The sequence below is a fragment of the Streptomyces sp. NPDC059582 genome (assembly GCF_042735715.1).
Taxonomy (GTDB): domain Bacteria; phylum Actinomycetota; class Actinomycetes; order Streptomycetales; family Streptomycetaceae; genus Streptomyces.
Window position 1 is genome coordinate 32,985 of sequence record NZ_JBHWCC010000005.1, and the last position, 21,681, is coordinate 54,665.

At 70.1% G+C, this 21,681-nt stretch carries 17 protein-coding genes and 1 riboswitch; of the genes, 8 read left to right on the forward strand and 9 right to left on the reverse strand.

The annotated features are described in order from the left end of the window. The first annotated feature begins 67 nt into the window (after positions 1–67). Positions 68–245, forward strand: a riboswitch (TPP riboswitch). Continuing rightward, on the forward strand, positions 238–2,040 hold the full coding sequence (gene thiC, locus ACFV0T_RS06695; protein ID WP_385775192.1) for a phosphomethylpyrimidine synthase ThiC: 1,803 nt from the start codon (positions 238–240) through the stop codon (positions 2,038–2,040). (Overlaps the previous riboswitch by 8 nt.) Before the next feature lie 83 nt (positions 2,041–2,123). Here thiC and ACFV0T_RS06700 read toward each other — a convergent pair whose 3' ends face one another. Together ACFV0T_RS06700 and ACFV0T_RS06705 are read right to left on the reverse strand one after the other, a co-directional pair. Then, the gene (locus tag ACFV0T_RS06700; protein WP_385775195.1) at positions 2,124–2,519 is read right to left on the reverse strand and encodes a VOC family protein; all 396 of its coding nucleotides are present in this window, start codon (positions 2,517–2,519) and stop codon (positions 2,124–2,126) included. After that, a complete protein-coding gene (locus ACFV0T_RS06705; RefSeq protein WP_385775197.1) occupies positions 2,516–2,644 on the reverse strand; it encodes a hypothetical protein in 129 nt (42 codons plus the stop codon). The genes ACFV0T_RS06700 and ACFV0T_RS06705 overlap by 4 nt, the downstream gene beginning before the upstream one ends. A gap of 27 nt (positions 2,645–2,671) precedes the next feature. Here ACFV0T_RS06705 and ACFV0T_RS06710 point away from each other — a divergent pair, with 27 nt between their 5' ends. Beyond that, positions 2,672–3,658 carry a LysR family transcriptional regulator gene (locus tag ACFV0T_RS06710; RefSeq protein ID WP_385775199.1) on the forward strand — a complete coding sequence of 329 codons (987 nt, stop codon included), beginning with the start codon at positions 2,672–2,674 and terminating at the stop codon, positions 3,656–3,658. Positions 3,659–3,731: 73 nt separating this feature from the next. Here the strand turns inward: ACFV0T_RS06710 and ACFV0T_RS06715 are convergent, their stop codons facing one another. From ACFV0T_RS06715 to ACFV0T_RS06725, 3 genes are all read right to left on the reverse strand, one after another. Next, entirely contained in the window at positions 3,732–4,598 is an 867-nt protein-coding gene (locus ACFV0T_RS06715) for a hypothetical protein (protein ID WP_385775201.1), read from the reverse strand. A gap of 181 nt (positions 4,599–4,779) precedes the next feature. Then, positions 4,780–5,862 carry a metallophosphoesterase gene (locus ACFV0T_RS06720; protein WP_385775203.1) on the reverse strand — a complete coding sequence of 361 codons (1,083 nt, stop codon included), beginning with the start codon at positions 5,860–5,862 and terminating at the stop codon, positions 4,780–4,782. Between the two features lie 710 nt (positions 5,863–6,572). Next, positions 6,573–7,685, reverse strand: coding sequence for a LacI family DNA-binding transcriptional regulator (locus ACFV0T_RS06725; protein ID WP_385775205.1), 1,113 nt, complete (start codon positions 7,683–7,685; stop codon positions 6,573–6,575). Between the two features lie 434 nt (positions 7,686–8,119). On the opposite strand from ACFV0T_RS06725, the gene hisC reads away from it, so the two are divergent. The 6 genes from hisC to ACFV0T_RS06755 all read left to right on the forward strand — a co-directional run bounded on the left by hisC (position 8,120) and on the right by ACFV0T_RS06755 (position 18,429). After that, positions 8,120–9,199, forward strand: coding sequence for a histidinol-phosphate transaminase (gene hisC, locus ACFV0T_RS06730; RefSeq protein ID WP_385775207.1), 1,080 nt, complete (start codon positions 8,120–8,122; stop codon positions 9,197–9,199). A gap of 243 nt (positions 9,200–9,442) precedes the next feature. Continuing rightward, a complete protein-coding gene (locus ACFV0T_RS06735) occupies positions 9,443–10,951 on the forward strand; it encodes a cytochrome ubiquinol oxidase subunit I (RefSeq protein WP_385775209.1) in 1,509 nt (502 codons plus the stop codon). Positions 10,952–10,971: 20 nt separating this feature from the next. Then, on the forward strand, positions 10,972–11,976 hold the full coding sequence (gene cydB, locus ACFV0T_RS06740) for a cytochrome d ubiquinol oxidase subunit II (RefSeq protein ID WP_385775211.1): 1,005 nt from the start codon (positions 10,972–10,974) through the stop codon (positions 11,974–11,976). A 52-nt stretch (positions 11,977–12,028) separates the two neighbouring features. Further along, complete coding sequence (gene cydD / locus ACFV0T_RS06745; RefSeq protein WP_385775213.1) at positions 12,029–15,538, forward strand: thiol reductant ABC exporter subunit CydD; 3,510 nt, start codon at positions 12,029–12,031, stop codon at positions 15,536–15,538. Between the two features lie 83 nt (positions 15,539–15,621). Continuing rightward, entirely contained in the window at positions 15,622–17,331 is a 1,710-nt protein-coding gene (locus tag ACFV0T_RS06750) for a GAF domain-containing sensor histidine kinase (protein ID WP_385775215.1), read from the forward strand. Between the two features lie 78 nt (positions 17,332–17,409). Beyond that, entirely contained in the window at positions 17,410–18,429 is a 1,020-nt protein-coding gene (locus ACFV0T_RS06755) for a M23 family metallopeptidase (protein ID WP_385775217.1), read from the forward strand. Between the two features lie 80 nt (positions 18,430–18,509). Here the strand turns inward: ACFV0T_RS06755 and ACFV0T_RS06760 are convergent, their stop codons facing one another. The 4 genes from ACFV0T_RS06760 to ACFV0T_RS06775 all read right to left on the reverse strand — a co-directional run bounded on the left by ACFV0T_RS06760 (position 18,510) and on the right by ACFV0T_RS06775 (position 21,623). Continuing rightward, entirely contained in the window at positions 18,510–19,397 is an 888-nt protein-coding gene (locus ACFV0T_RS06760; protein WP_385775219.1) for an HAD hydrolase family protein, read from the reverse strand. A gap of 73 nt (positions 19,398–19,470) precedes the next feature. Continuing rightward, positions 19,471–20,373: an LLM class flavin-dependent oxidoreductase gene (locus ACFV0T_RS06765; RefSeq protein ID WP_385775220.1), complete on the reverse strand. Its 903-nt coding sequence runs from the start codon at positions 20,371–20,373 to the stop codon at positions 19,471–19,473. 40 nt (positions 20,374–20,413) lie between these two features. Then, entirely contained in the window at positions 20,414–20,872 is a 459-nt protein-coding gene (locus tag ACFV0T_RS06770) for a hypothetical protein (RefSeq protein WP_385775523.1), read from the reverse strand. A 202-nt stretch (positions 20,873–21,074) separates the two neighbouring features. Further along, positions 21,075–21,623 carry an RNA 2'-phosphotransferase gene (locus tag ACFV0T_RS06775; RefSeq protein ID WP_385775222.1) on the reverse strand — a complete coding sequence of 183 codons (549 nt, stop codon included), beginning with the start codon at positions 21,621–21,623 and terminating at the stop codon, positions 21,075–21,077. Positions 21,624–21,681: the final 58 nt, after the last annotated feature.

Sequence of the window (21,681 nt, forward strand, 5' to 3'; positions counted from 1 at the left end):
CGATCATCGCAAGAACGGCAGAGGCCCACTGTTCACCGCGCCACAAATGACGCTAGCGTGGAGGCACCTTTGCACACGCGGGAGCTCGGAGCACCGGGCTGAGAGGGCGCTGACCTTCGTCTTCGCGATGTTTCACGTGGAACGAGTGATGTTTCACATGAAACGTCTGCCGACGGAAGCCGCTGCGTCGACCGCTGAACCTGTTACCGGGTAATGCCGGCGTAGGGAGTAGGTCTCATGACCAACAAGGACGTACGCACGCCTGTCTCCGACCAGGGCGAACAGCCCCAGGAGGCCGGGAAGTCGATCGGCTGGCACAAGTCGTACGTCGAGGGCTCGCGCCCCGACCTGCGCGTGCCGGTCCGTCAGGTGCACCTCACCAACGGGCAGTCGGTCACGCTGTACGACACATCGGGCCCATACACCGATCCCCTCCTCGCCACCGATGTCCGTAGGGGTCTGCAACCGCTGCGGGAGAACTGGATCATCGGGCGCGGAGACACCGAGGAGTACGCGGGCCGTCCCGTCCGTCCCGAGGACGACGGGATCAAGCACACCTCGCCGCGTGGCGGCCTGCGCAACCTCGATGCGGTCTTCCCCGGACGACCGCGCCAGCCCCGCCGCGGCCGCGACGGCAAGGCGGTCACCCAGCTCGCCTACGCGCGCAGCGGCGAGATCACACCGGAGATGGAGTTCGTGGCCGTCCGGGAGAACGTGGCGCCCGAGGTGGTCCGGGAGGAGATCGCGGCGGGCCGGGCTGTGCTGCCCGCGAACGTGAACCACCCGGAGATCGAGCCGATGATCATCGGCAAGCGGTTCCTGGTGAAAGTCAACGCCAACATCGGCAACTCCGCGGTGACCTCCTCCATCGAGGAGGAGGTCGACAAGATGACCTGGGCGACTCGGTGGGGCGCCGACACGGTCATGGACCTGTCCACCGGACGCAACATCCACACCACCCGGGAGTGGGTACTGCGCAACTCCCCCGTCCCCATCGGGACGGTGCCGCTCTACCAGGCCCTGGAGAAGGTCGACGGCAGGGCCGAGGAGTTGACCTGGGAGATCTACAAGGACACGGTCATCGAACAGGCCGAGCAGGGCGTGGACTACATGACCGTCCACGCCGGGGTCCGGCTGCCGTACGTGCCGCTGACGGCCAACCGCAAGACCGGCATCGTCTCGCGCGGCGGCTCGATCATGGCGGCCTGGTGCCTCGCGCACCACAAGGAGTCGTTCCTGTACGAGAACTTCGAGGAACTGTGCGAGATCCTCGCCGCCTACGACGTCACCTACTCGCTGGGCGACGGTCTGCGGCCGGGGTCGATCGCGGACGCCAACGACGCGGCGCAGTTCGCGGAGTTGCGCACGCTCGGGGAACTCAACACGATCGCCAAGCGTTTCAACGTACAGACCATGATCGAGGGCCCGGGACATGTCCCGATGCACAAGATCAAGGAGAACATCGACCTTCAGCAGGAGATCTGCGATGAAGCTCCGTTCTATACGCTCGGCCCGCTGACCACGGACGTCGCGCCGGCGTACGACCACATCACCTCCGGCATCGGTGCCGCGATGATCGCCTGGTGGGGCACGGCGATGCTCTGCTACGTCACGCCCAAGGAGCACCTGGGCCTCCCTGACCGTGACGACGTCAAGACCGGCGTCATCACCTACAAGATCGCCGCCCACGCAGCAGACCTCGCCAAAGGACACCCGGGTGCGCAGGAGTGGGACGACGCGCTGTCCGACGCCCGCTTCGAGTTCCGGTGGGAGGACCAGTTCAACCTCGCCCTCGACCCGGACACGGCACGGGAGTTCCACGACGAGACCCTGCCGGCCGAGCCCGCCAAGACGGCCCACTTCTGCTCGATGTGCGGGCCGAAGTTCTGCTCGATGAAGATCAGCCAGACCATCACGGAGCGGTTCGGCGGGGCGGCGGCCGAGGGGGCCTCTCCGGAGGAGATCGCCGAGGGGATGCTCCAGAAGTCGAAGGAGTTCGCGGCGAGCGGCAACCGGGTCTACCTGCCCCTGGCGGACTGACACGGGCCCAGGCCGACCGAGGTCGTCGTGGCGGATCCCGGTCCGGGTGTGAGCCGACCCGGACCGGGGAAGCCGGACCGTGGTCAGACCACGGCGTCCTGCGGGTACCAGCGGAGTTCCACGGTGTTGCCGTCCGGGTCCTGGACGTAGACCGACGTGGCGGCGCCGCGTGCGCCGAAGCGCTGAACGGGGCCTTCGAGAACCGTGAAGGCCCCTGACTCGATGACCTCCGCCCAGTCCAGCGGTTCCACGGTGAGACAGATGTGGTCGACGTTGGACTCCCCACGAGGACCGCTGACCAGGTCGATGATGGTCTCGGGGGTGATCCGTACCGAGGGGAACGGGCTTCGGCCGGACCGCCACTCGGCCACGCGGACCGGATCCAGACCGAGGAGCCCGGTGTAGAATTCCAGGGACCGTTCGACATCCTGGACGTTGAGGACCAGATGGTCGAATGCCTTGACGCGCAGAGAGGTCATGTCGTCTCCAGGGCGATGGCGCGGTGCGGCCGGTCGGTCAGCAGGTCGGGGTCCATGTCGTCGACGGTCATCAGCTTCACGTCGTCGGGCCCGGCCGGAGAGGTGGCGGTGGCGGAGACGGTCAAGGGGATTCCTCGGCTCGTGGAGTGCGGGTGGACGCCTTCTACGATCCGCCGGGGGAAATCCGTCATCAAGACGCGATCGGCATACGATCGTTGAGTCGGATTAAACGGTGGGGGATCATGCTGGAACGGGTGGAGATCGAGATCTTCCTGACGCTTGCCGAGGAGCTGCACTTCGGCCGTGTCGCCGAGCGCCTGCACATCACGACCGGGCGGGTCAGCCAGGTGATCAAGAAGTTGGAGCGTCGGATCGGCGGCCCACTCTTCGAGCGGAACAGCAGAACCGTACGGCTCACGGCGATCGGGCGGCAGTTGGCCGACGACCTGATACCGCTGGTCGCCGGGATCGAGAATGCGGTCCGAAGAGCCGCTGACGCCGGCCGCGGTGTCACGGGAGAACTGCGGGTCGCCTTCCTCGGCGAGTGGACGGCGCCGGCTCTTCTGAAAGCGGTCGCGCTGTTCGGCGAGCGGCACCCCGACTGCCGGGTGGCTGTGCGGGAGGTTCAGCTGTCCAATTCCCGTGCGAGCCTGCTCGACGGCTCGGTCGATGTCCTCATCGCCTCGTACCCGTTCGACGGGATGGCCCGTGGGCCGGTACTGCTGACGGAGGAGCGGGTACTCGCCGTCGCCGCCGGGCATCCGCTCGCCGATGAGGAGTCGGTGTCGCTCGAAGTGCTCGCGGAACACCCTGTGGTGCAGTACCCCGAGGTGACTTCGGCGGCGTTCAAGCGGGACCGCACTCCGGACCACACCCCGTCGGGCAGACCGGTGCCGAAGGGGCCGGCCGGAGGCTCGTTCTCCGAGATGCTCACGCTGGTCGCGATGGGCAGGGGCGTCCTTCCGGTCGGCGAGCACTCCCGCCGCTACTACCCCCGCCCGGACGTTTCCTACGTGTCCCTTCACGACGCGCGGCCGATCGAACGGGGTCCGGTCTGGCTGGAAGGGAACACCACGGAGCGCGTACGCGAGTTCGTACGGGCCACGACGGACGTCGCCGAGGAACTGTCGACGGCATGAGCACGCGCCAAACCCGGCAGACGGAGGCGGATGCTCGGCCTGCGCCTCCCCTGCGGGGGCGCAAGCCGAGGGGCTATTCCGGCTGGTGCTCCGGTCCGCCGAAGTCCGGACTGGTGAAGTCCGGGCTCGTGTAGCTCGGGCGTGGTCCCGCGGCGGGGCCGTCGTCGGGGCTGGTGAAGCCCGGACGGTCGTAGCCCAGGCGCGGCATGCGACCGGTCGGCGTCGGCGGGGGCGTGCGATACCCCGCCACCGCCGTGCCGGGGTCGGCCAGTGCTTCCCGCAGGAACGGCAGGATGCCCCGTTCCAGGAGGGCCTCGCACCAGGCTGCCTTGGCCTGGGCGACTTCCTCGAGGAGTTCGGAGTGTGGTCCGCTCTCGGAGGGCCGGTTGCGCAGTGCGGTGAGCAGCAGCCCGACGGTGGCCACGAGGATCGCGGCCGCCGTCATGGCGCCGAACACCCACCCGGCGGTGATCATGGTCTGGGCGAACGTCGGCTCGGGGTCGAGCATCTTGAGCAGGTAGCCCACGAGCAGAAAGATCGCCGCGGCGGTTCCGGCGAGGACGGGGGCCAGGACGGCGACGACGGCGACGGCACCCGCGCCGGCGGTCTCGGCGACCTCTCCCATGGTGGCGGCGAGCCCCATCGCACCCGCGCCCGGCTCCGCCGAGCCGACTGCGGACACGGACGACGGGGTGGACTGCGCCGGCTGGCGCAGTTCCTCGCGGACCTTCACGTAGTGCTGGTACTCGGTCGCCGCGGCCACCGTGATGAGTGCGGTGGCGTTGAGCGCCATGGTGCGCAGCTGTTCGGCGTTGAGCCGCTGTCCTACCGCGGCCAGTTCCGGGCGTTGTGGTGCGGAGCGCAGCGCCTCACCGAGGATCCGCTCGTATTCCTGGCGGTCCTCGCTCAGCAGGTGCTGCGGAACGCTGTTCATGTGCATCCCCCGATGCTCCGTAGGGCTTGAGGCTCGCATGGCGACGAGCCGTCGGGCAGAAACGGAGGGGAGCCTGCTACGGATAAGCCGATAGTAGAGCGGCTACGGCTCGGGGTGACAGGGGGTTTCCAGAATTGGGTGACGGCCTGCACGGACGTCGGCCGCCGGACATATGTCCGGTGAACGTTCAGGCATTCAGTGGCAGTTGCTGGACCAGCAGCTTTCCGGCCATGGTCACGCCGCCGTCCATCGCGATGGCGAGCCCCTCGGCGTAGACGTGCGGTCCGTCGACCACGGGGCCGGTGCCGTCCTCGTCGTCCTCGGAGCCGACCTCGCCCAGCAGGTAGGGAATCGGGCTGTGGCCGTGAACGATGCGGGCGCCGCCGTACGTATCGAGCAGGGAGCGTACGGCGTCGGCGCCGCCCTCGTCACGGAAGGAGAAGCGCTTGGTGAACTTGCGGAACAGATCCCAGACCTCGTCCGCGTCGTTGCGCGTGAGAGTCTCGCGGATGGTGTCGTTGACCGCCTCGATCGAGTCGCCGTAGTCGAGGTAGGCGGTGGTGTCGGAGTGGACGAGCAGGTGGCCGTCGACCTCCTCGATGGCGTCGAGGCGGGCCATCCACTGGAGGTGGTGGTCCTGGAGGCGGTCCATGTCGGTCTTCTGGCCGCCGTTGAGCAGCCAGGCCGCCTGGAAGGTGGCCGTGCCCGCGCCGGAGTTGACGGGGGTGTCGCCGAACCGCTTGGCGCCGAGCAGCAGCAGCTCGTGGTTGCCCATGAGCGCCTTGCAGTAGCCGCCGGCCGCGGCGGCCTCGGCGGACAGCCGCATCACGAGGTCGATGACGCCGATGCCGTCCGGACCGCGGTCGGTGAAGTCGCCCAGGAACCACAGCCGCGCGGTGCCCGCGCACCACTGGCCCGCGGAGTCGATCAGGCCCTGGGCCTGGAGGGCGGCCAGCAGCTCGTCGATGTAGCCGTGCACGTCTCCGACGACGTACAGCGGGCCGGGGCCGACACTCGGCTGCGGGGCCGTCGTGATCGCCGGCTCGACCGCCACCTGAAGGGTGTCACCCCGGTTGATGACGGGCAGGTCGCGCTGGGTGGGGGTGTACCCGTCAGGGTGCTCCACCGGCTCCTCGACCGGGACGACGGCCTCACCGGGGTGGGTGCTGTGGGCGTACGGACCGGTCTCGTGGACGTACGCGGGTACCCGGAAGTCGCGCAACGTCGCCGTCCGCTCCACCTCGGGTCCCTGACCGGCCCCCTGAGTCATCAGACCCCTCCACCATCGCGCCGCATCTGCACCGCTTCGGACTGCCTGGTCGCAGCGGCCCGGGGTGCCGTGGGCCCATCATAGGAATGCGGATCGGGCCGTGTGATGACCCAGGGGTGGTGAATCAGCGCACGACTCCAGTTCGGTGCGGCTTTCGCCCCGATTGGGCAGGGCTTCGACCACCTGCTGACTAGGGGTTCGCCGGGCTGAGGGGTGCGCCGGACGCCGTTTTCACAGCTGCTTCCCACGATCGGGTGTGCCGCGGTCCACCATGTCGACGAAGCGGGGACCGCGCGGAGGCCGGCCCCGGGGTTTCTACCGTCACCAGGATCCGGCCGGCGTCCCTCCGGCCCGGTACCGGTCCACCGTCACTCGCCGGAGAGACACGCGCAGCGCCCCCGCCCGTGCCGGCGAGCAGGCAGGGCTCCCGTCAGGGAACCCGCAGTGCTCCTGGGGGGCAGGCGGTCCGCCGCCTGCCGCGCCGCGGCCGAGTGCCCGCCGTCGGCGCCGCCGACCGAACGAGCCGACCGCCGCCGCGGTACCCGGATGTCGTGTCCGGGCGGCGCGCCACCCGGCGCAGCACCCGGACACGACATCCGGGCGGGACACCGGTCCAGCACTCGGGGGCCGATGCGCCTGGCCCGGCCGGCTTCCCGGCCGGCTGCCCTGCCGTCCTCCCGACCGCCCCGGAGGCTCCGCGCCCTGCCACATCACCCCTTCTCAGGCGCCCTCGGCGGGCTCACCGTCGTGCGAGGCGGGCGTCGCTCGGAGGAGGTGCGCACGATCAGCTCAGTGGGTATCACCTGCTCGACCGGCAGGTCCGAATCGACCCCCTCGATGGCGTCGATGAGGAGCTGGACCACCGCCGTGCCGATGCGGCGCGGCTTCAGCGAGAGCGTGGTGATGGGCGGCTCGGTGTTGGCGTACACGGTGGACTCGCTGCAACAGACCAGCAGCAGGTCGTCCGGGACGCGCAGTCCGTAACGCCGGGCGGCGGCGAGCAGATCGGTGCCGTTGGGGTCGAACAGACCGTAGACCGCGTCGGGGCGGTCGGGGCGCGCGAGCAGTCGGTCGGCGGCGACGGCGCCCGCGCACGGGTCGTGTGCCGGGTAGGCCTCGTACACCGGGTCCTGGCCGACGCGCTCGCACCAGCGCAGATACGCCGTGGTCGACAGGCGGGTGTACGTGTCGGTCGTCGTCCCGGTGAGCAGGCCGATCCGTCGGGCACCCGCGTCGGCCAGGTGGTCGAGGATGCCGAGTACGGCGGCCTCGTGGTCGTTGTCGACCCATGCGGTGACCGGCAGCGAGCCGGCCGGGCGGCCGTCGGAGACGACCGGTAAGCCCTGGCGGACCAGCTCACTGACGACCGGATCCTGGTCGGAGGGGTCGATGACGACCGTGCCGTCCAGGGCGACGTTCGACCACACGTCGTGACGCGAGGTCGCGGGCAGAATGACGAGGGCGTAGCCGCGGGCGAGCGCGGCGGAGGTGGCGGCTCTGGCCATCTCCGCGAAGTACGCGAACTCGGTGAAGGTGAAAGGTTCATCCCCGTAGGTCGTCACGGTCAGGCCGATGAGGCCCGACTTGCCGGTACGGAGGGTTCGGGCCGCGGCCGAGGGGCGGTAGCCCAGTCGGTCGGCGACCTCGCGGACATGGCGTCGGGTGGCGTCGGGGAGCCGGCCCTTGCCGTTGAGGGCATCGGAGACGGTCGTGATGGAGACCCCGGCGGCGGCGGCCACGTCCCTGATACCCGCCCGGCCCGGCCGGTTGCCTCGGCGTGAGGTTTCCGCGCGGCTCACCTGGTGCTTCCCTGCTGCTGTCATGGCGAGCCGATAGTAGGGCTCATGCGGTGGGGTAGTGCGGACGCATATGCACGCGTTGACAGGCACGTTTCTGCATGGTCATTTGGCGTCAACTATCCTAGAAAATAAGTCAGTTGAACGATTCAATGCCAATACCTGTCTTGTCGGCGTGCACGGACCTGCCAAGTGTCCGATGTTTCGAAGAGGTCTCAACTCACCTGCACGGGCGATGCGCGCCACGGCGTGAGCTACCGGCGCATAGATATATGTATGGCGCGCCCCCTGATTCGTACGCCTTCATACGGTGATGCCCCTGATGTTGGTGGGACGGGTGAGATCGGTGCGGGATGCGGCCCGCTGTGCCGAGGAGGTTGGGCACCACCAGTACGCAGCCGGGCCGAATCCTCATAAGGTGAGGAGTATTGGAAGCGGTGGTGGTCACAAGGAGGACTGCGGTGAGCGAGACGAGCCCCAAGCTGCGCGCCGAGCTGGAGGGGATCCCCACCTACAAGCCGGGCAAGGCCGCCGCGGCCGAAGGTCCGGTGGCCTACAAGTTGTCCTCCAACGAGAATCCGTACCCGCCGCTGCCCGGTGTGATGGAGAGCGTGACGGCCGCGGCCTCCGCCTTCAACCGCTACCCGGACATGGCGTGCACGGCCCTGATGAACGAGCTGGCCGACCGCTTCGGCGTCCCGGTCTCCCATCTGGCGACGGGCACCGGCTCCGTGGGCGTCGCCCAGCAGCTGATCCAGGCGACCGCCGGGCCGGGGGACGAGGTGATCTACGCCTGGCGTTCCTTCGAGGCGTACCCGATCATCACGCAGATCAGCGGTGCGACGTCGGTGCGGGTACCGCTGACGCCGGGCGACGTGCACGACCTGGACGCGATGGCCGACGCGATCACCGACCGCACTCGGCTGATCTTCGTCTGCAACCCCAACAACCCGACGGGCACAGCGGTGCGGCGGGCCGAGCTGGAACGTTTCCTGGACCGGGTGCCCGGCGATGTGCTGGTGGTGCTCGACGAGGCGTACCGCGAGTTCATCCGCGACCCCGAGGTGCCGGACGGCGTCGAGCTGTACCGCAGCCGGCCGAATGTCTGCGTCCTGCGCACGTTCTCCAAGGCGTACGGCCTCGCCGGCCTGCGCGTCGGCTTCGCCATCGCCCATGAGCCCGTCGCGGCGGCGCTGCGCAAGACGGCGGTCCCGTTCGGCGTGAGTCAGCTCGCGCAGGACGCGGCGGTCGCCTCCCTGAACGCCGAGGACGAACTGCTCGGCCGGGTCGGCTCGCTGGTCTGTGAGCGCACACGCGTGGTCGACACCCTGCGCGCTCAAGGCTGGACGGTCCCCGATACCCAGGCCAACTTCCTGTGGCTGCGGCTGGGCGAGGGTACCGCCGCCTTCGCGGCGATGTGCGAGCAGGCGGGCGTCGTGGTCCGCCCGTTCCCGGGTGAGGGTGTCCGGGTGACGATCGGGGAGAACGAGGCGAACGACATCTTCCTGAAGGTGGCGGAGGGGTTCCGCAAGGAGCTGTAGAACCCACAGGGAACTCCGCAGGGTCTGCGGGGAGCGCCGGGCGTCCGTTTCACGTGGAACGGGCGCCCGTTTCTGTGCAGGACTTCCTTAGGGGCCCCCGCCGCTCCGGCTTCGAACGGCCATGCGTCATAATTGCTTGTGAATGTGAACGCGTTCACAAGCGTGTCCCGTTTGTTCCGATGACGCGTGTGACAAAAGGGGCAAACTGCCGCTTTGCTGCGGCGACGTAAGGAGACTGACGACGTGGATTTGGCTCTGGCGCCGGAGACACTGGCGCGCTGGCAGTTCGGCATCACCACCGTCTACCACTTCCTGTTCGTCCCCCTGACGATCTCGCTCGCCGCTCTCACGGCCGGCCTCCAGACCGCCTGGGTGCGCACCGAGAAGGAGAAGTACCTCAGGGCGACGAAGTTCTGGGGCAAGCTCTTCCTGATCAACATCGCGATGGGCGTCGTCACCGGCATCGTGCAGGAGTTCCAGTTCGGCATGAACTGGTCCGACTACTCCCGCTTCGTCGGTGACGTCTTCGGCGCCCCGCTGGCCTTCGAAGCCCTCATCGCCTTCTTCTTCGAGTCCACCTTCATCGGTCTGTGGATCTTCGGCTGGGACAAGCTGCCCAAGAAGATCCACCTGGCCTGCATCTGGATGGTCTCGATCGGCACGATCCTGTCGGCGTACTTCATCCTCGCGGCCAACTCGTGGATGCAGCACCCTGTCGGCTACCGGATCAACAAGGTGAGGGGGCGTGCCGAACTCACCGACTTCTGGCACGTGCTGACCCAGAACACGGCGCTCACCCAGGCGTTCCACACGCTCAGCGCCTCGTTCCTGACCGGCGGCGCGTTCATGGTCGGCATCGCCGCCTTCCACCTGTTCCGTAAGAAGCACATCTCCGTGATGAAGACCTCGCTGCGGCTGGGCCTGGTCACTGTCGTCATCGCCGGCCTGCTCACCGCGATCAGCGGCGACACCCTCGGCAAGGTCATGTTCAAGCAGCAGCCGATGAAGATGGCCGCCGCCGAGGCCCTGTGGGACGGCCAGGACTCCGCGCCGTTCTCGATCTTCGCGTACGGAGACGTGAGCAAGGGCCACAACACCGTCGAGCTGTCCGTCCCAGGGATATTGTCGTTCCTCGCCGACGACAACTTCACCTCGTACGTCCCCGGTATCAACGACACCAACAAGGCCGAGCAGGAGAAGTACGGTCCCGGCGACTACCGGCCCATCATCCCCGTCACCTTCTGGGCGTTCCGCTGGATGATCGGCTTCGGCATGGCGTCCTTCGCCATCGGCCTGGTCGGACTCTGGCTGACCCGCAAGAAGTTCATGCTGCCCGAGCATCTGCGGGTCGGTGACGACGAGGTGCCGCACCTGGTGCTCTTCAAGAACAAGGCCCTCAGCCCGAAGATCGGCAGGCTGTACTGGCTGGTGGCGATCTGGACCCTGGGCTTCCCGCTGATCGCCAACTCCTGGGGCTGGATCTTCACCGAGATGGGCCGCCAGCCGTGGGTCGTCTACGGCGTCCTCCAGACCCGTCAGGCGGTCTCCCCCGGTGTCTCCCAGGGCGAAGTCCTCACCTCGATGATCGTCTTCACCGCGCTGTACGCCGTCCTCGCCGTCGTCGAGGTCAAGCTGCTCGTGAAGTACGTCAAGGCAGGACCGCCGGAGCTCACCGAGGCCGACCTCAATCCGCCCACGAAGATCGGCGGCGACCCTCGTGACGCCGACAAGCCGATGGCCTTTTCGTACTAGGCCGAGGGAGCTGCACAGTCATGGAACTGCACGACGTCTGGTTCGTCCTGATCGCCGTCCTGTGGACCGGCTACTTCTTCCTGGAGGGCTTCGACTTCGGGGTCGGCATCCTCACCAAGCTGCTCGCCCGGGACCGGACCGAGAAGCGGGTACTGATCAACACCATCGGCCCCGTCTGGGACGGCAACGAGGTGTGGCTGCTCACGGCGGGCGGCGCGACCTTCGCGGCGTTCCCCGAGTGGTACGCCACGTTGTTCTCCGGCTTCTACCTGCCCCTCCTGGTCATCCTGGTCTGTCTGATCGTCCGGGGCGTCGCCTTCGAGTACCGGGCCAAGCGGCCGGAGGAGAACTGGCAGCGCAACTGGGAGACGGCGATCTTCTGGACCTCGCTTGTCCCGGCCTTCCTGTGGGGTGTGGCCTTCGGCAACATCGTGCGGGGCGTGAAGATCGACCAGAACTTCGAGTACGTCGGCAACCTCTGGGATCTGCTCAACCCGTACGCGCTGCTCGGCGGCCTGGTGACGCTGTCGCTGTTCACCTTCCACGGTGCCGTGTTCACGGCGCTCAAGACCGTCGGGGACATCCGGGAACGTGCGCGGAAGCTGGCGCTCGGGGTCGGCCTGGTGGCTGCCGTGCTGGCGCTCGTCTTCCTGTTGTGGACACAGGTCGACAGTGGGGACGGCCAGAGTCTGGTGGCCCTGGTCGTGGCGGTGGTGGCGCTTGTCGCGGCTCTTGTGGCGATCCAGGCCGGGCGTGAGGGCTGGTCGTTCGCCCTGTCCGGCGTCACCATCGTGGCCGCCGTGGCCATGCTCTTCCTGTCGCTCTTCCCGAACGTCATGCCGTCCTCGCTCGACGCGGACTGGAGCCTCACGGTCACCAACGCCTCGTCGAGCCCGTACACCCTGAAGATCATGACCTGGTGCGCAGGGATCGCCACGCCGATCGTCCTGCTCTACCAGGGTTGGACCTACTGGGTGTTCCGCAAGCGGATCGGCACCCAGCACATCGCCGAAGCCGCGCACTGAGTCCGACCAGGGGTGCGTTTCACGTGAAACACACCCCTCTGGGCCGAAGGGCATGTTTCACGTGAAACCGATCGATCCGCGTCTGCTGCGGTACGCCCGAGCCACCCGCATCTTCCTGGTGGCGGTCGTCGGCCTGGGAGCTCTCGGTGCCGGGCTGGTCATCGCGCAGGCGATGCTCATCGCCGAGGTAGTGGTCGGCGCCTTTCAGCACGGGATGTCGGCAGGTGAACTCCGCACCCCCCTGCTGCTGTTGGTGGTGGTCGCGGGCGGGCGTGCCCTGGTTTCCTGGCTCACCGAACTGGCGGCCCACCGGGCGAGTGCGGCGGTGAAGTCGGAGCTGCGGGGGAGGTTGCTGGAACGGGCCACCGCCCTGGGGCCCGGATGGCTGAGTGACCAGCGGACCGGGTCACTGGTCGCCCTGGCCACCCGCGGAGTCGATGCCCTCGACGACTACTTCGCCCGCTACCTCCCGCAGTTGGGGCTCGCGGTGGTCGTGCCGGTGGCGGTGCTCGCGCGGATCGTGACCGAGGACTGGGTCTCCGCGGCCATCATCGTCGGCACCCTGCCGCTCATCCCGCTGTTCATGATGCTGATCGGCTGGGCCACCCAGTCCCGGATGGATCGCCAGTGGCGGCTGCTGTCCCGTCTCTCGGGACACTTCCTCGACGTGGTCGCGGGGTTGCCGACCCTCAAGGTGTTCGGGCGCGCCAAGGCGCAGGCGGACTCGATCCGGCGTATCACCGGCGAGTACCGGCAGGCGACCATGCGCACGCTGCGGATCGCCTTCCTCTCCTCCTTCGCGCTGGAGCTGCTTTCGACGCTCTCGGTGGCCCTGGTCGCCGTGACCATCGGTATGCGGCTGGTCCACGGCGAGATGGACCTGTACATCGGACTGGTCATCCTCGTGCTCGCGCCCGAGGCGTATCTACCGCTGCGCCAGGTCGGGGCGCAGTACCACGCGGCGGCGGAGGGCCTTGCGGCGGCCGAGGAGATCTTCGCCGTTCTGGAGGCGCCCCTCCCGGCGTCGGGAGCGTCCGCCGTACCGACGGGGGCCGTGGCCTTCGAGGGGGTGACGGTCAGGTATCCGGGGCGGTCCTCGGACGCCGTCACCGACACCTCCCTCACGGTCGAAACCGGTGAGACGGTCGCGCTGGTGGGGCCGAGCGGTGCGGGCAAGTCCACGCTGCTGCACGTCCTGCTGGGTTTTGTCAGCCCGACGGAGGGACGGGTCCGGGTCGGCGGGACGGACCTGGCCGACCTCGACCTCGCACAGTGGCACTCCCGGATCGCCTGGGTGCCGCAGCGACCACACCTGTACGCCGGGACGATCGCCGAGAACGTACGGCTGGCGCGCCCCGACGCGGACGACGGCGCGCTACGGCGGGCGCTGGGGGACGCGGGCGCGCTGGAGTTCGTCGACGCTCTCCCGGACGGGACCGGCACCCTGCTCGGGGAGGACGGGGCGGGTCTGTCCGCCGGGCAGCGACAGCGCCTCGCCCTGGCCCGGGCGTTTCTCGCGGACCGGCCCGTGCTGCTGCTCGACGAGCCGACCGCCGCACTCGACGGGGAGACCGAGGCCGAGGTGGTCGAGTCGGTGCGCCGGCTTGCGGTGGGACGGACCGTGCTGCTCGTGGTGCACCGGCCGGCGCTGCTGGCTGTGGCGGACCGGGTGGTGCGCCTGGCCGAGCCGAGGCTCGACGTCCACGAGGTGGCCGGGGGCGGGAACGCCGAGGTGCGTCCGGTCGAGCTCGAGGCCGGGCGAACGCCTGTCGCCGCGGAGGCCGAGGCCGAGATGCGTCCCGCGACGGGCACGTGCGGTGTCCTGGCCCGCGTCCGTGCCATGGCCGGTGCGCGGCGGGGGCGGCTCGCGCTCGCCCTGCTGCTCGGCAGCCTCGCGCTCGGGAGCGCCGTCGGGCTGATGGCAACCTCCGGGTGGCTCATCTCGCGGGCTTCGCAACAGCCGCCCGTGCTCTATCTGATGGTGGCGGTGACGGCGACGCGCGCCTTCGGCATCGGTCGGGCCGTCTTCCGGTACGCGGAACGGCTGGTGTCGCACGATGCCGTGCTGCGGATGCTGGCCGACACCCGGGTCGCCGTGTACCGGCGGCTGGAACGGCTGGCGCCCGCCGGACTGCGCCGGACCCGCCGGGGCGACCTGCTCGCGCGCCTCGTCACCGATGTGGACGCCTTGCAGGACTACTGGCTGCGCTGGCTGCTGCCCGCCGGTGCCGCCGCGCTCGTCTCCGCCGGGTCCGTCGCCTTCACGGCCTGGCTGCTGCCCGAGGCGGGTGCTGTGCTCGCGGCCGGGCTGCTCGCGGCCGGAGTCGGCGTACCGCTGGTGACCGCTGCCGCAGCCCGTCGAGCCGAAGACCGTCTCGCCCCGGCCCGCGGTGCGCTCGCCACCCGGGTGGCCGACCTGCTCACCGGTACCGCGGAGCTCACCGTCGCCGGCGCGCTGCCCGCGCGCAGCGCCGCGGCCCGGAAGGCCGACACCACGCTCACCCGGATCGCCTCGCGGGCCGCCACCGCCACGGCGCTCGGCGACGGGCTCACCGCGCTGCTGTCCGGTCTGACCGTGGCCGCCACCGCCGTCGTCGGTGCCCAGGCGGTCGCCGCCGGACGGCTGAGCGGGGTGGCGATGGCCGTCGTCGTCCTCACCCCGCTGGCCGCCTTCGAGGCGGTCCTCGGGCTGCCGGTCGCCGGGCAGTTCAGGCAGCGGGTGCGCAGGAGCGCGGAGCGTGTGTACGAGGTGCTCGACACTCCCGAACCCGTGCGTGAACCGGAGCGGCCCCGAACTCCGCCGGCGTCACCGTTCCCGGTCGTGGTCAAGGGGCTGGCCGCCCGGCATGCCGGGCAGACCCGGGACGCGGTCGACGGAGTCGACCTCACTCTGGAGGAAGGGCGCCGGATCGCCGTGGTCGGGCCGTCCGGATCCGGCAAGACGACACTGGCGCAGGTCCTGCTGCGCTTCCTGGACGCGGACACTGGCTCGTACACGCTGGGCGGTGTGGACGCGTACGCGCTGGACGGCGACGACGTGCGGCGGCACATCGGACTGTGCGCGCAGGACGCGCACCTCTTCGACAGCTCGGTGCGCGAGAACCTGCTCCTCGCCAGGAAGGACGCGACCGAGGCCGACCTGCGTGACGCGCTCGCGCGGGCCCGGCTGTCGGACTGGGCGGACAGCCTGCCCGACGGGCTCGACACGTTGATCGGCGAGCACGGGGCCCGGCTGTCCGGCGGGCAGCGGCAGCGTCTGGCGCTGGCTCGCGCGCTGCTCGCCGACTTTCCCGTGCTCGTGCTGGACGAGCCCGCCGAGCACCTCGACCTGGCGACGGCCGACGAGCTCACCGCCGATCTGCTGGCCGCCACCGAGGGCCGTACGACGTTGCTCATCACTCACCGGCTGGCCGGCCTGGAGGCCGTGGACGAGGTGCTTGTCCTGGCGGAGGGACGGGTGGTGCAGCGCGGGACCTACGCGGAACTGGCCGTGGTCGCGGGACCGCTGCGCGGGATGGTGCGGCGGGAGGCGGAGTCGGAACTGCTGGTGGGGGCGGGGTGACGGGGTGCCGTTCCGTGGCTGCGGGACGGCCGCCGGAAGGAACTCGACTTTCCGCGACAAATGCAGCTGATTAGGCTCGGGTCATGTCCTCCGCGTCGCCTTCCGAACCCCCGTCGGACCTGTCTGCCGAGCCGGCCGCGAGGGTGGCGCGGTTGCTGGACGCTATGCGGTGCGTCGGCAGCGGACTGGAGCTGCATTCGACGCTGGACCGGATCTGTGCGACGGCGGCCGACCTGACCGACGCCCGGTACGCGGCCATCGGCGTCGTCGCCGAGGACGGGGAAGGGCTGTCCGACTTCGTCCATCACGGGGTCGACGAAGCGACGGCCCGGCAGATCGGGCGGCTGCCGGACGGGCGCAAGGGGCTGTTGGGCGCGCTCATCCGAGACCCGGAACCCGTCCGGCTCACCGACGTGGCCACTGACCCGCGCTCCTGCGGATTCCCCCGGCACCATCCGCCGATGCGCAGTTTCCTCGGCGTCCCCATCCGCGTCCACGGCGACATCTTCGGCAACCTCTATCTGGCCGAGAAGCGCGGCGGGGGGCCGTTCAACGACCACGACCTCGACATGGTCAGAGTGCTGGCGACGGAGGCGGGCATCGCCGTCGGCAACGCCCGGCTGTACGAAGCCGCCCAGCAGCGTGAGCGCTGGATCGACGGATCGGTCGCCGTCACCACCGCCCTGCTGTCCGGCGGTGACACCGACGACGCCCTCCAGGTCGTCGCCGAACAGGCCTGCCGGCTCTCCGGTTCGGCCGCCGGAGCCGTGCTCCTGCCCGCCGACGAGGGGGGCCTGGAGGTCGTCGCGGTGGCCTCCGACCGGCCGTCGGCCCTGTTGGGCATGGTCGTACCGGCGGAGAACGGGATCGTCGCCGAACTCCTCCACGGACGCGCCGTCTTCGCCGACGACGCGGCCACCGACCCGCGTCTGGAAGCCGGGTTCGCGCATGCCTACGGGCCGATCATGCTGCTTCCGCTGGAGAGCGAGGGACGGGTCCTGGGCGGCCTCGTCACACCACGCGAGCGTGGTGAGCGGCCGTTCACGCGGACCGAGCGCACCCTCGCGGAGCAGTTCGCCTCGCAGGCCGCGCTCGCCCTGATGATGGCAGAGACACAGCGCGACCGGGAGCGGCTCGCGGTGTACGAGGACCGCGACCGCATCGCCCGCGGCCTGCACGACCTCGTCATCCAGCGGCTGTTCACGACGGGGATGATGCTGGAGAGCGCCCGGCGCGGCTCCGTCGTGCCCGAGGTGCGGGAGGGTGTCGGCAAGGCGGTCCAGGAACTGGACGTCACCATCCGGGAGATCCGTACCGCGATCTTCGCGCTGCAACAGGGCCCCGCACAGGCCGCGTCGGGGTTGCGCACGCGCGTCCTTCGCGAGATCGACATGGCGGCCGTACCGCTCGGCTTCCGGCCCTCGCACCGCTTCGTCGGAGCCGTCGACGAACGGGTCGGCGACCTCACCGGTATGAACCTCGTGGCCGCTCTGCGTGAGGTCCTCTCCAACGCCTTCCGGCATGCCGGGGCGTCCCGGATCGACGTCGTGGTCGACGCGACGGTGACCCTGCCGGACGGGCGGCCCGGCGTCCGCCTGACCGTCGCGGACGACGGCGTGGGCATCGTCGAGGGCGGCCGGCGCAGCGGGCTGCGCAACCTCGAACGGCGGGCCGAGTCCCTCGGCGGCGGTAGCCGGTACGGGCCGGGTACCGGGGACGGCGGCGGTACCACGGTGGTCTGGCAGGCACCGCTGAACCCCGGTCCGACGGACGGTCCGAACGGCCCGTACTGAGCCGTCCGGGGCGGTCGGTCCCCCGTGCGTACGACGTGAACAGGACCGGGCCGTCCGGATCAGGTGACGATCAGTCACATGCGTCTGTCTCGTCGTCACCCGCTGCTCGTTCCCGTCCTGCTGTGCGCGTTCGCGGTACTCGTGGCGCGTCCCACGGGGGCCGACGAAGAAGCCGGGGACGGTCCGGGCGGGCGGGGCTCGGGAACCGGCTCGGAGGTGGCGCGGCTGTACCAGGACGCCATCCTGGTGACACAGCAGTACGAGGCGGGGCTGCGCGAGGCCGACGAGCAGGAGGCCAGGCTGCGGCGGGCCGGGCAGCTCCTGGACCGCGAACGCCGCGAGCTCGCCGTCCTGCACGAGGATCTGGGGCGTGACTCCCGCGCCCGATACGGCGGCCCCGACCAGTCGGCGCAGCTGCGACGTGCCCTACCGCAGGCGAATCCGGCGGTCGGTATCGCGATCGGCAGGAGCCGCAGGACCGAGGCCCGGCTCGCCGCCGACAAGGCCGCGGCGGCAGCGCGGTGGCAGACGGTGGCGAGGCGCAACCGCGAACTCGCCGACGTGAAGAGAACCATCGAGGCGAAGCTGGACGAGGCCCGGCGGCGGTTGCAGGGGCGGGCGGACGTCTCGGTCGCGAGGGGCAGTTGCGGCAGCGCGGTCCGGCTCGACCGGCCGCGGACGAGTTCGACGAGAGCGTGGGTCGCGCCGGTGGAGACGTACCGGCTGTCCGCGAGCTTCGGCAGCGGCGGCGAGCGCTGGGCGCACCGGCACACCGGGCAGGACTTCGCCGTGCCGATCGGAACACCCGTGCGGGCCGCCGGTGCGGGCCGCGTGGTGAAGGTCTCCTGCGGGGGAGCGTTCGGCATCCAGGTCGTGGTCCGGCACGAGAACGGCTACTACACCCAGTACGCCCACCTGGCCGCCGTCAGCGTCGCCCAGGACGACCGGGTGGCGGCCGGCCAGTGGATCGGACAGTCCGGCACCACCGGGAACTCCACCGGCCCGCACCTGCACTTCGAGGTGCGGGTCACCCCGCAGACGGGCTCGGCGCTGGATCCGGTGCCGTGGCTCGGGGATCACGGGGTGGCGGTCGGGTAACCGCGCGCCGTCACCCTCCGGCCGCCTAGCCACCCCGTCCTACAGGTGACCGTCCCCTCCGTGCGGCCGGCCGCAGGCGGCTATCCCCGTTCCGACAGCATCCGTTCGATCACGACCGCCACCCCGTCGTCGTTGTTGGCGACCGTCCGTCCGGAGGCCGCGGCGACGACGTCCGGGTGGGCGTTGCCCATGGCGTACGACTGGCCCGCCCAGGTCAGCATCTCCACGTCGTTCGGCATGTCCCCGAAAGCGACGACCTCCTCGTGCGAGATGCCGCGCTCGGCACAGCACAGGGCGAGGGTGCTGGCCTTGGAGACCCCGGGGCCGCTGATCTCCAGCAGGGCGCTCGGGCTGGAGCGGGTGACGTTGGCGCGTGCGCCGATCGCGAGGCGGCCGACCGTGAGGAAGGCGTCGGGATCGAGGTCGGGGTGGTACGCGAGGATCTTCAGCACCGGCTCGGCGGCACCGGGCCCGTCCGGCGCCAGCAGATTCTCGGCGGGCGCCAGGTTGTCGGGGATCTCCAGATGCAGCTTCGGATAGTTCGGCTCCTGGTAGAAGCCGTAGGTCTGCTCGATGGCGTAGACCGTGCCGGGGGCCGCGTCGCGCAGCAGCCGTACGGCGTCCAGAGCGTTCTCCCGCGCCAGCTCCCGTACCTTCACGAACCGGTGCGTTCCCGGACCGCCGTGCAGGTCCACCACGGCGGCGCCGTTTCCGCAGATCGCCAGGCCGTGGCCGTGGACGTGGTCACTGACGACGTCCATCCAGCGGGCCGGGCGGCCGGTGACGAAGAAGACCTCGATGCCCGCCTCCTCGGCGGCGGCGAGGGCGGCGACCGTGCGCGGCGACACCGACTTGTCGTCGCGCAGCAGGGTGCCGTCGAGATCGGTGGCGATCAGCCGGGGCGGAACGGCGGCGGCCGGGGTCGCGGGTTCTCTGGTCGCTGAGGTCACCCGGCCATTCTCGCGCATAGGTCCGCACAGCCGTGCGGGGGCCCGGAGGGGTGAGACGTAGGTGACCTGTTGTCGCGGCCAGCTGTCCCGGTCAGCGCAGCTGCGTCGGGGCCTCCATCGCGATCTGCTCGAAGACCTTCTCGTCCGCGGCGAAGTCCGAATCGGGAATGGGCCAGTGCAGCACCAGCTCGGTGAAGCCCAGCTCCTGGTGCCGGCCGGCGAAGTCCACGAACGCGTCGAGCGACTCCAGGGGACGGCCGCGGTCCGGGGTGAAGCCGGTGAGCAGGATCTTGTCCAGCTCGTTCACGTCCCGGCCGACCGCCGTGCAGGCCTCGGCCAGCTTCCCGACCTGGCCGCGAAGGGCCTGAACCGACTCGTCGGGGGTGCCGTTCTCGTACAGCCTGGGGTCGCCGGTGGTCACCCACGCCTGTCCGTGGCTCGCCGCGAGCTTCAGCCCGCGCGGGCCGGTGGCAGCCACGGCGAAGGGCAGCCGCGGGCGCTGTACACACCCGGGGATGTTGCGGGCCTCGTGCGCCGAGTAGAACGTGCCCTCGTGCGACACCGAGTCCTCGGTCAGGAGTCGACCGAGCAGCGGGACGAACTCGGCCAGCCGGTCGGCCCGCTCACGCGGGGTCCACGGTTCCTGGCCGAGGGCGGTGGCGTCGAATCCGGTGCCGCCCGCTCCGATACCGAGGGTGACGCGGCCGCCGGAGATGTCGTCGAGGGAGATCAGCTCCTTGGCGAGGGTCACCGGATGCCGGAAGTTCGGCGAGGTCACCAGCGTGCCCAGCCGCAGCCGATCGGTCACGGCAGCGGCGGCCGTCAGTGTCGGAATCGCCCCGAACCAGGGCCCGTCCCGGAAACTGCGCCAGGACAGATGGTCGTACGTGTACGCGGTGTGGAAACCGAGCTGCTCGGCACGCGTCCATGTCGAACGGCCGCCCTCGTTCCAGCGGCGGTACGGGAGGATCACGGTGCTCAGACGCAGGCTCATGGAGCGAGCGTATGCGCCCCCTCGGTTTCACGTGAAACGGTCACCTTACGCATCGCCTCAGCCACGGACTGAGGCCGAACATCGGCAGGTACTGCTTGACCCCGCGGTCGCCGGGCAGCGGGACGATCAGGAAGTAGCCCGGCGGGAAGCGGCGGGCCTTGACGTGGGCGAGACCGTCGAAGACGGAGCGAAGGAAGGCGGGTACGTCGTCGCGCGGGATGTCGGGGCACTCGACGCCCTCGACCGTGATCAGAGCGTCGTCCTCGGGGAAGAGGCGCACGCTCAGCCGGGGCAGGCCACCGAACTCGACGTAGGCCTCATGGGGCAGGGAACCGTCCGGGTCCGTGGTGACACCCACGCCGGCGGCGCTGCGGCGTGAGGTTCGGTCGGCGCCGATGTCATGAGTGACCTCGATCTCGCGGTGGTAGGTGGCGGCGATGGCACGGAGGGCGGACACGGCGGCCTCGGTGGTGGGGAGGTGGTCCATACCGGTGATCATGCCGGTGAGGGGGTGGCGGATGTCAGGCGGCCGGAGAATCGGCTCGGTGGCCTCGGTGGCCTCGGTGGCCTCGGTGGCTCGGCGGCTCACTGGCTCGGCGGCTCGGCGGCTCGGCGGCTCGCTGGCCAGGCGGCCAGGCGGTCCAGTGGTCCGGCGGCCAGACGGTCCAGTGCGTCGAGTGCGTTCAGTGCGTTCAGTGCGTTCAGTGCGTCTGAGGAAACCGCAGGTACTGCGGTGGCACCGCCTTCGTCAGCCATACTCCGTTCGCGCTGACGTGGAAGACGTGGCCGTCGCGGTGCATGGCGGCGGCGTCCACGGAGAGCACGACGGGCCGCCCGCGACGCGCGCCGACGCGGGTCGCCGTTTCCCGGTCGGACGAGAGGTGTACGTCGTGGCGGTTCATGGGCCGGAGGCCCTCGGCGCGGATCGCGTCCAGGGAGCGGGCCACGGTCCCGTGGTAGAGGTACGGCGGCGGGGCCGCCGTCGGCAGTCCGAGGTCGACCTCGACGCTGTGGCCCTGGCTGGCCCGGATCCGGGTGCCCTCGATCGCGAAGCGCTTCTTGTCGTTGGCGGCGACCACGTGGTCCAGCTCGTCCCGGGTGAAGCGGAACCCGTGTGCGGCGGCGGCCGCGATCAGGGTCTCGATCTCGACCCAGCCGCCGTCGTCGAGGGTCAGGCCGATGCGCTCGGGCTGGTGGCGCAGGTGCTTCGAGAGGTACTTCGACACCTTCACGGTGCGTCTTTCATCCATCCGGACAGCATGACGCGCGAGACGGGGATCACGCATTTTGTTTTGAGGTTGATGTTTG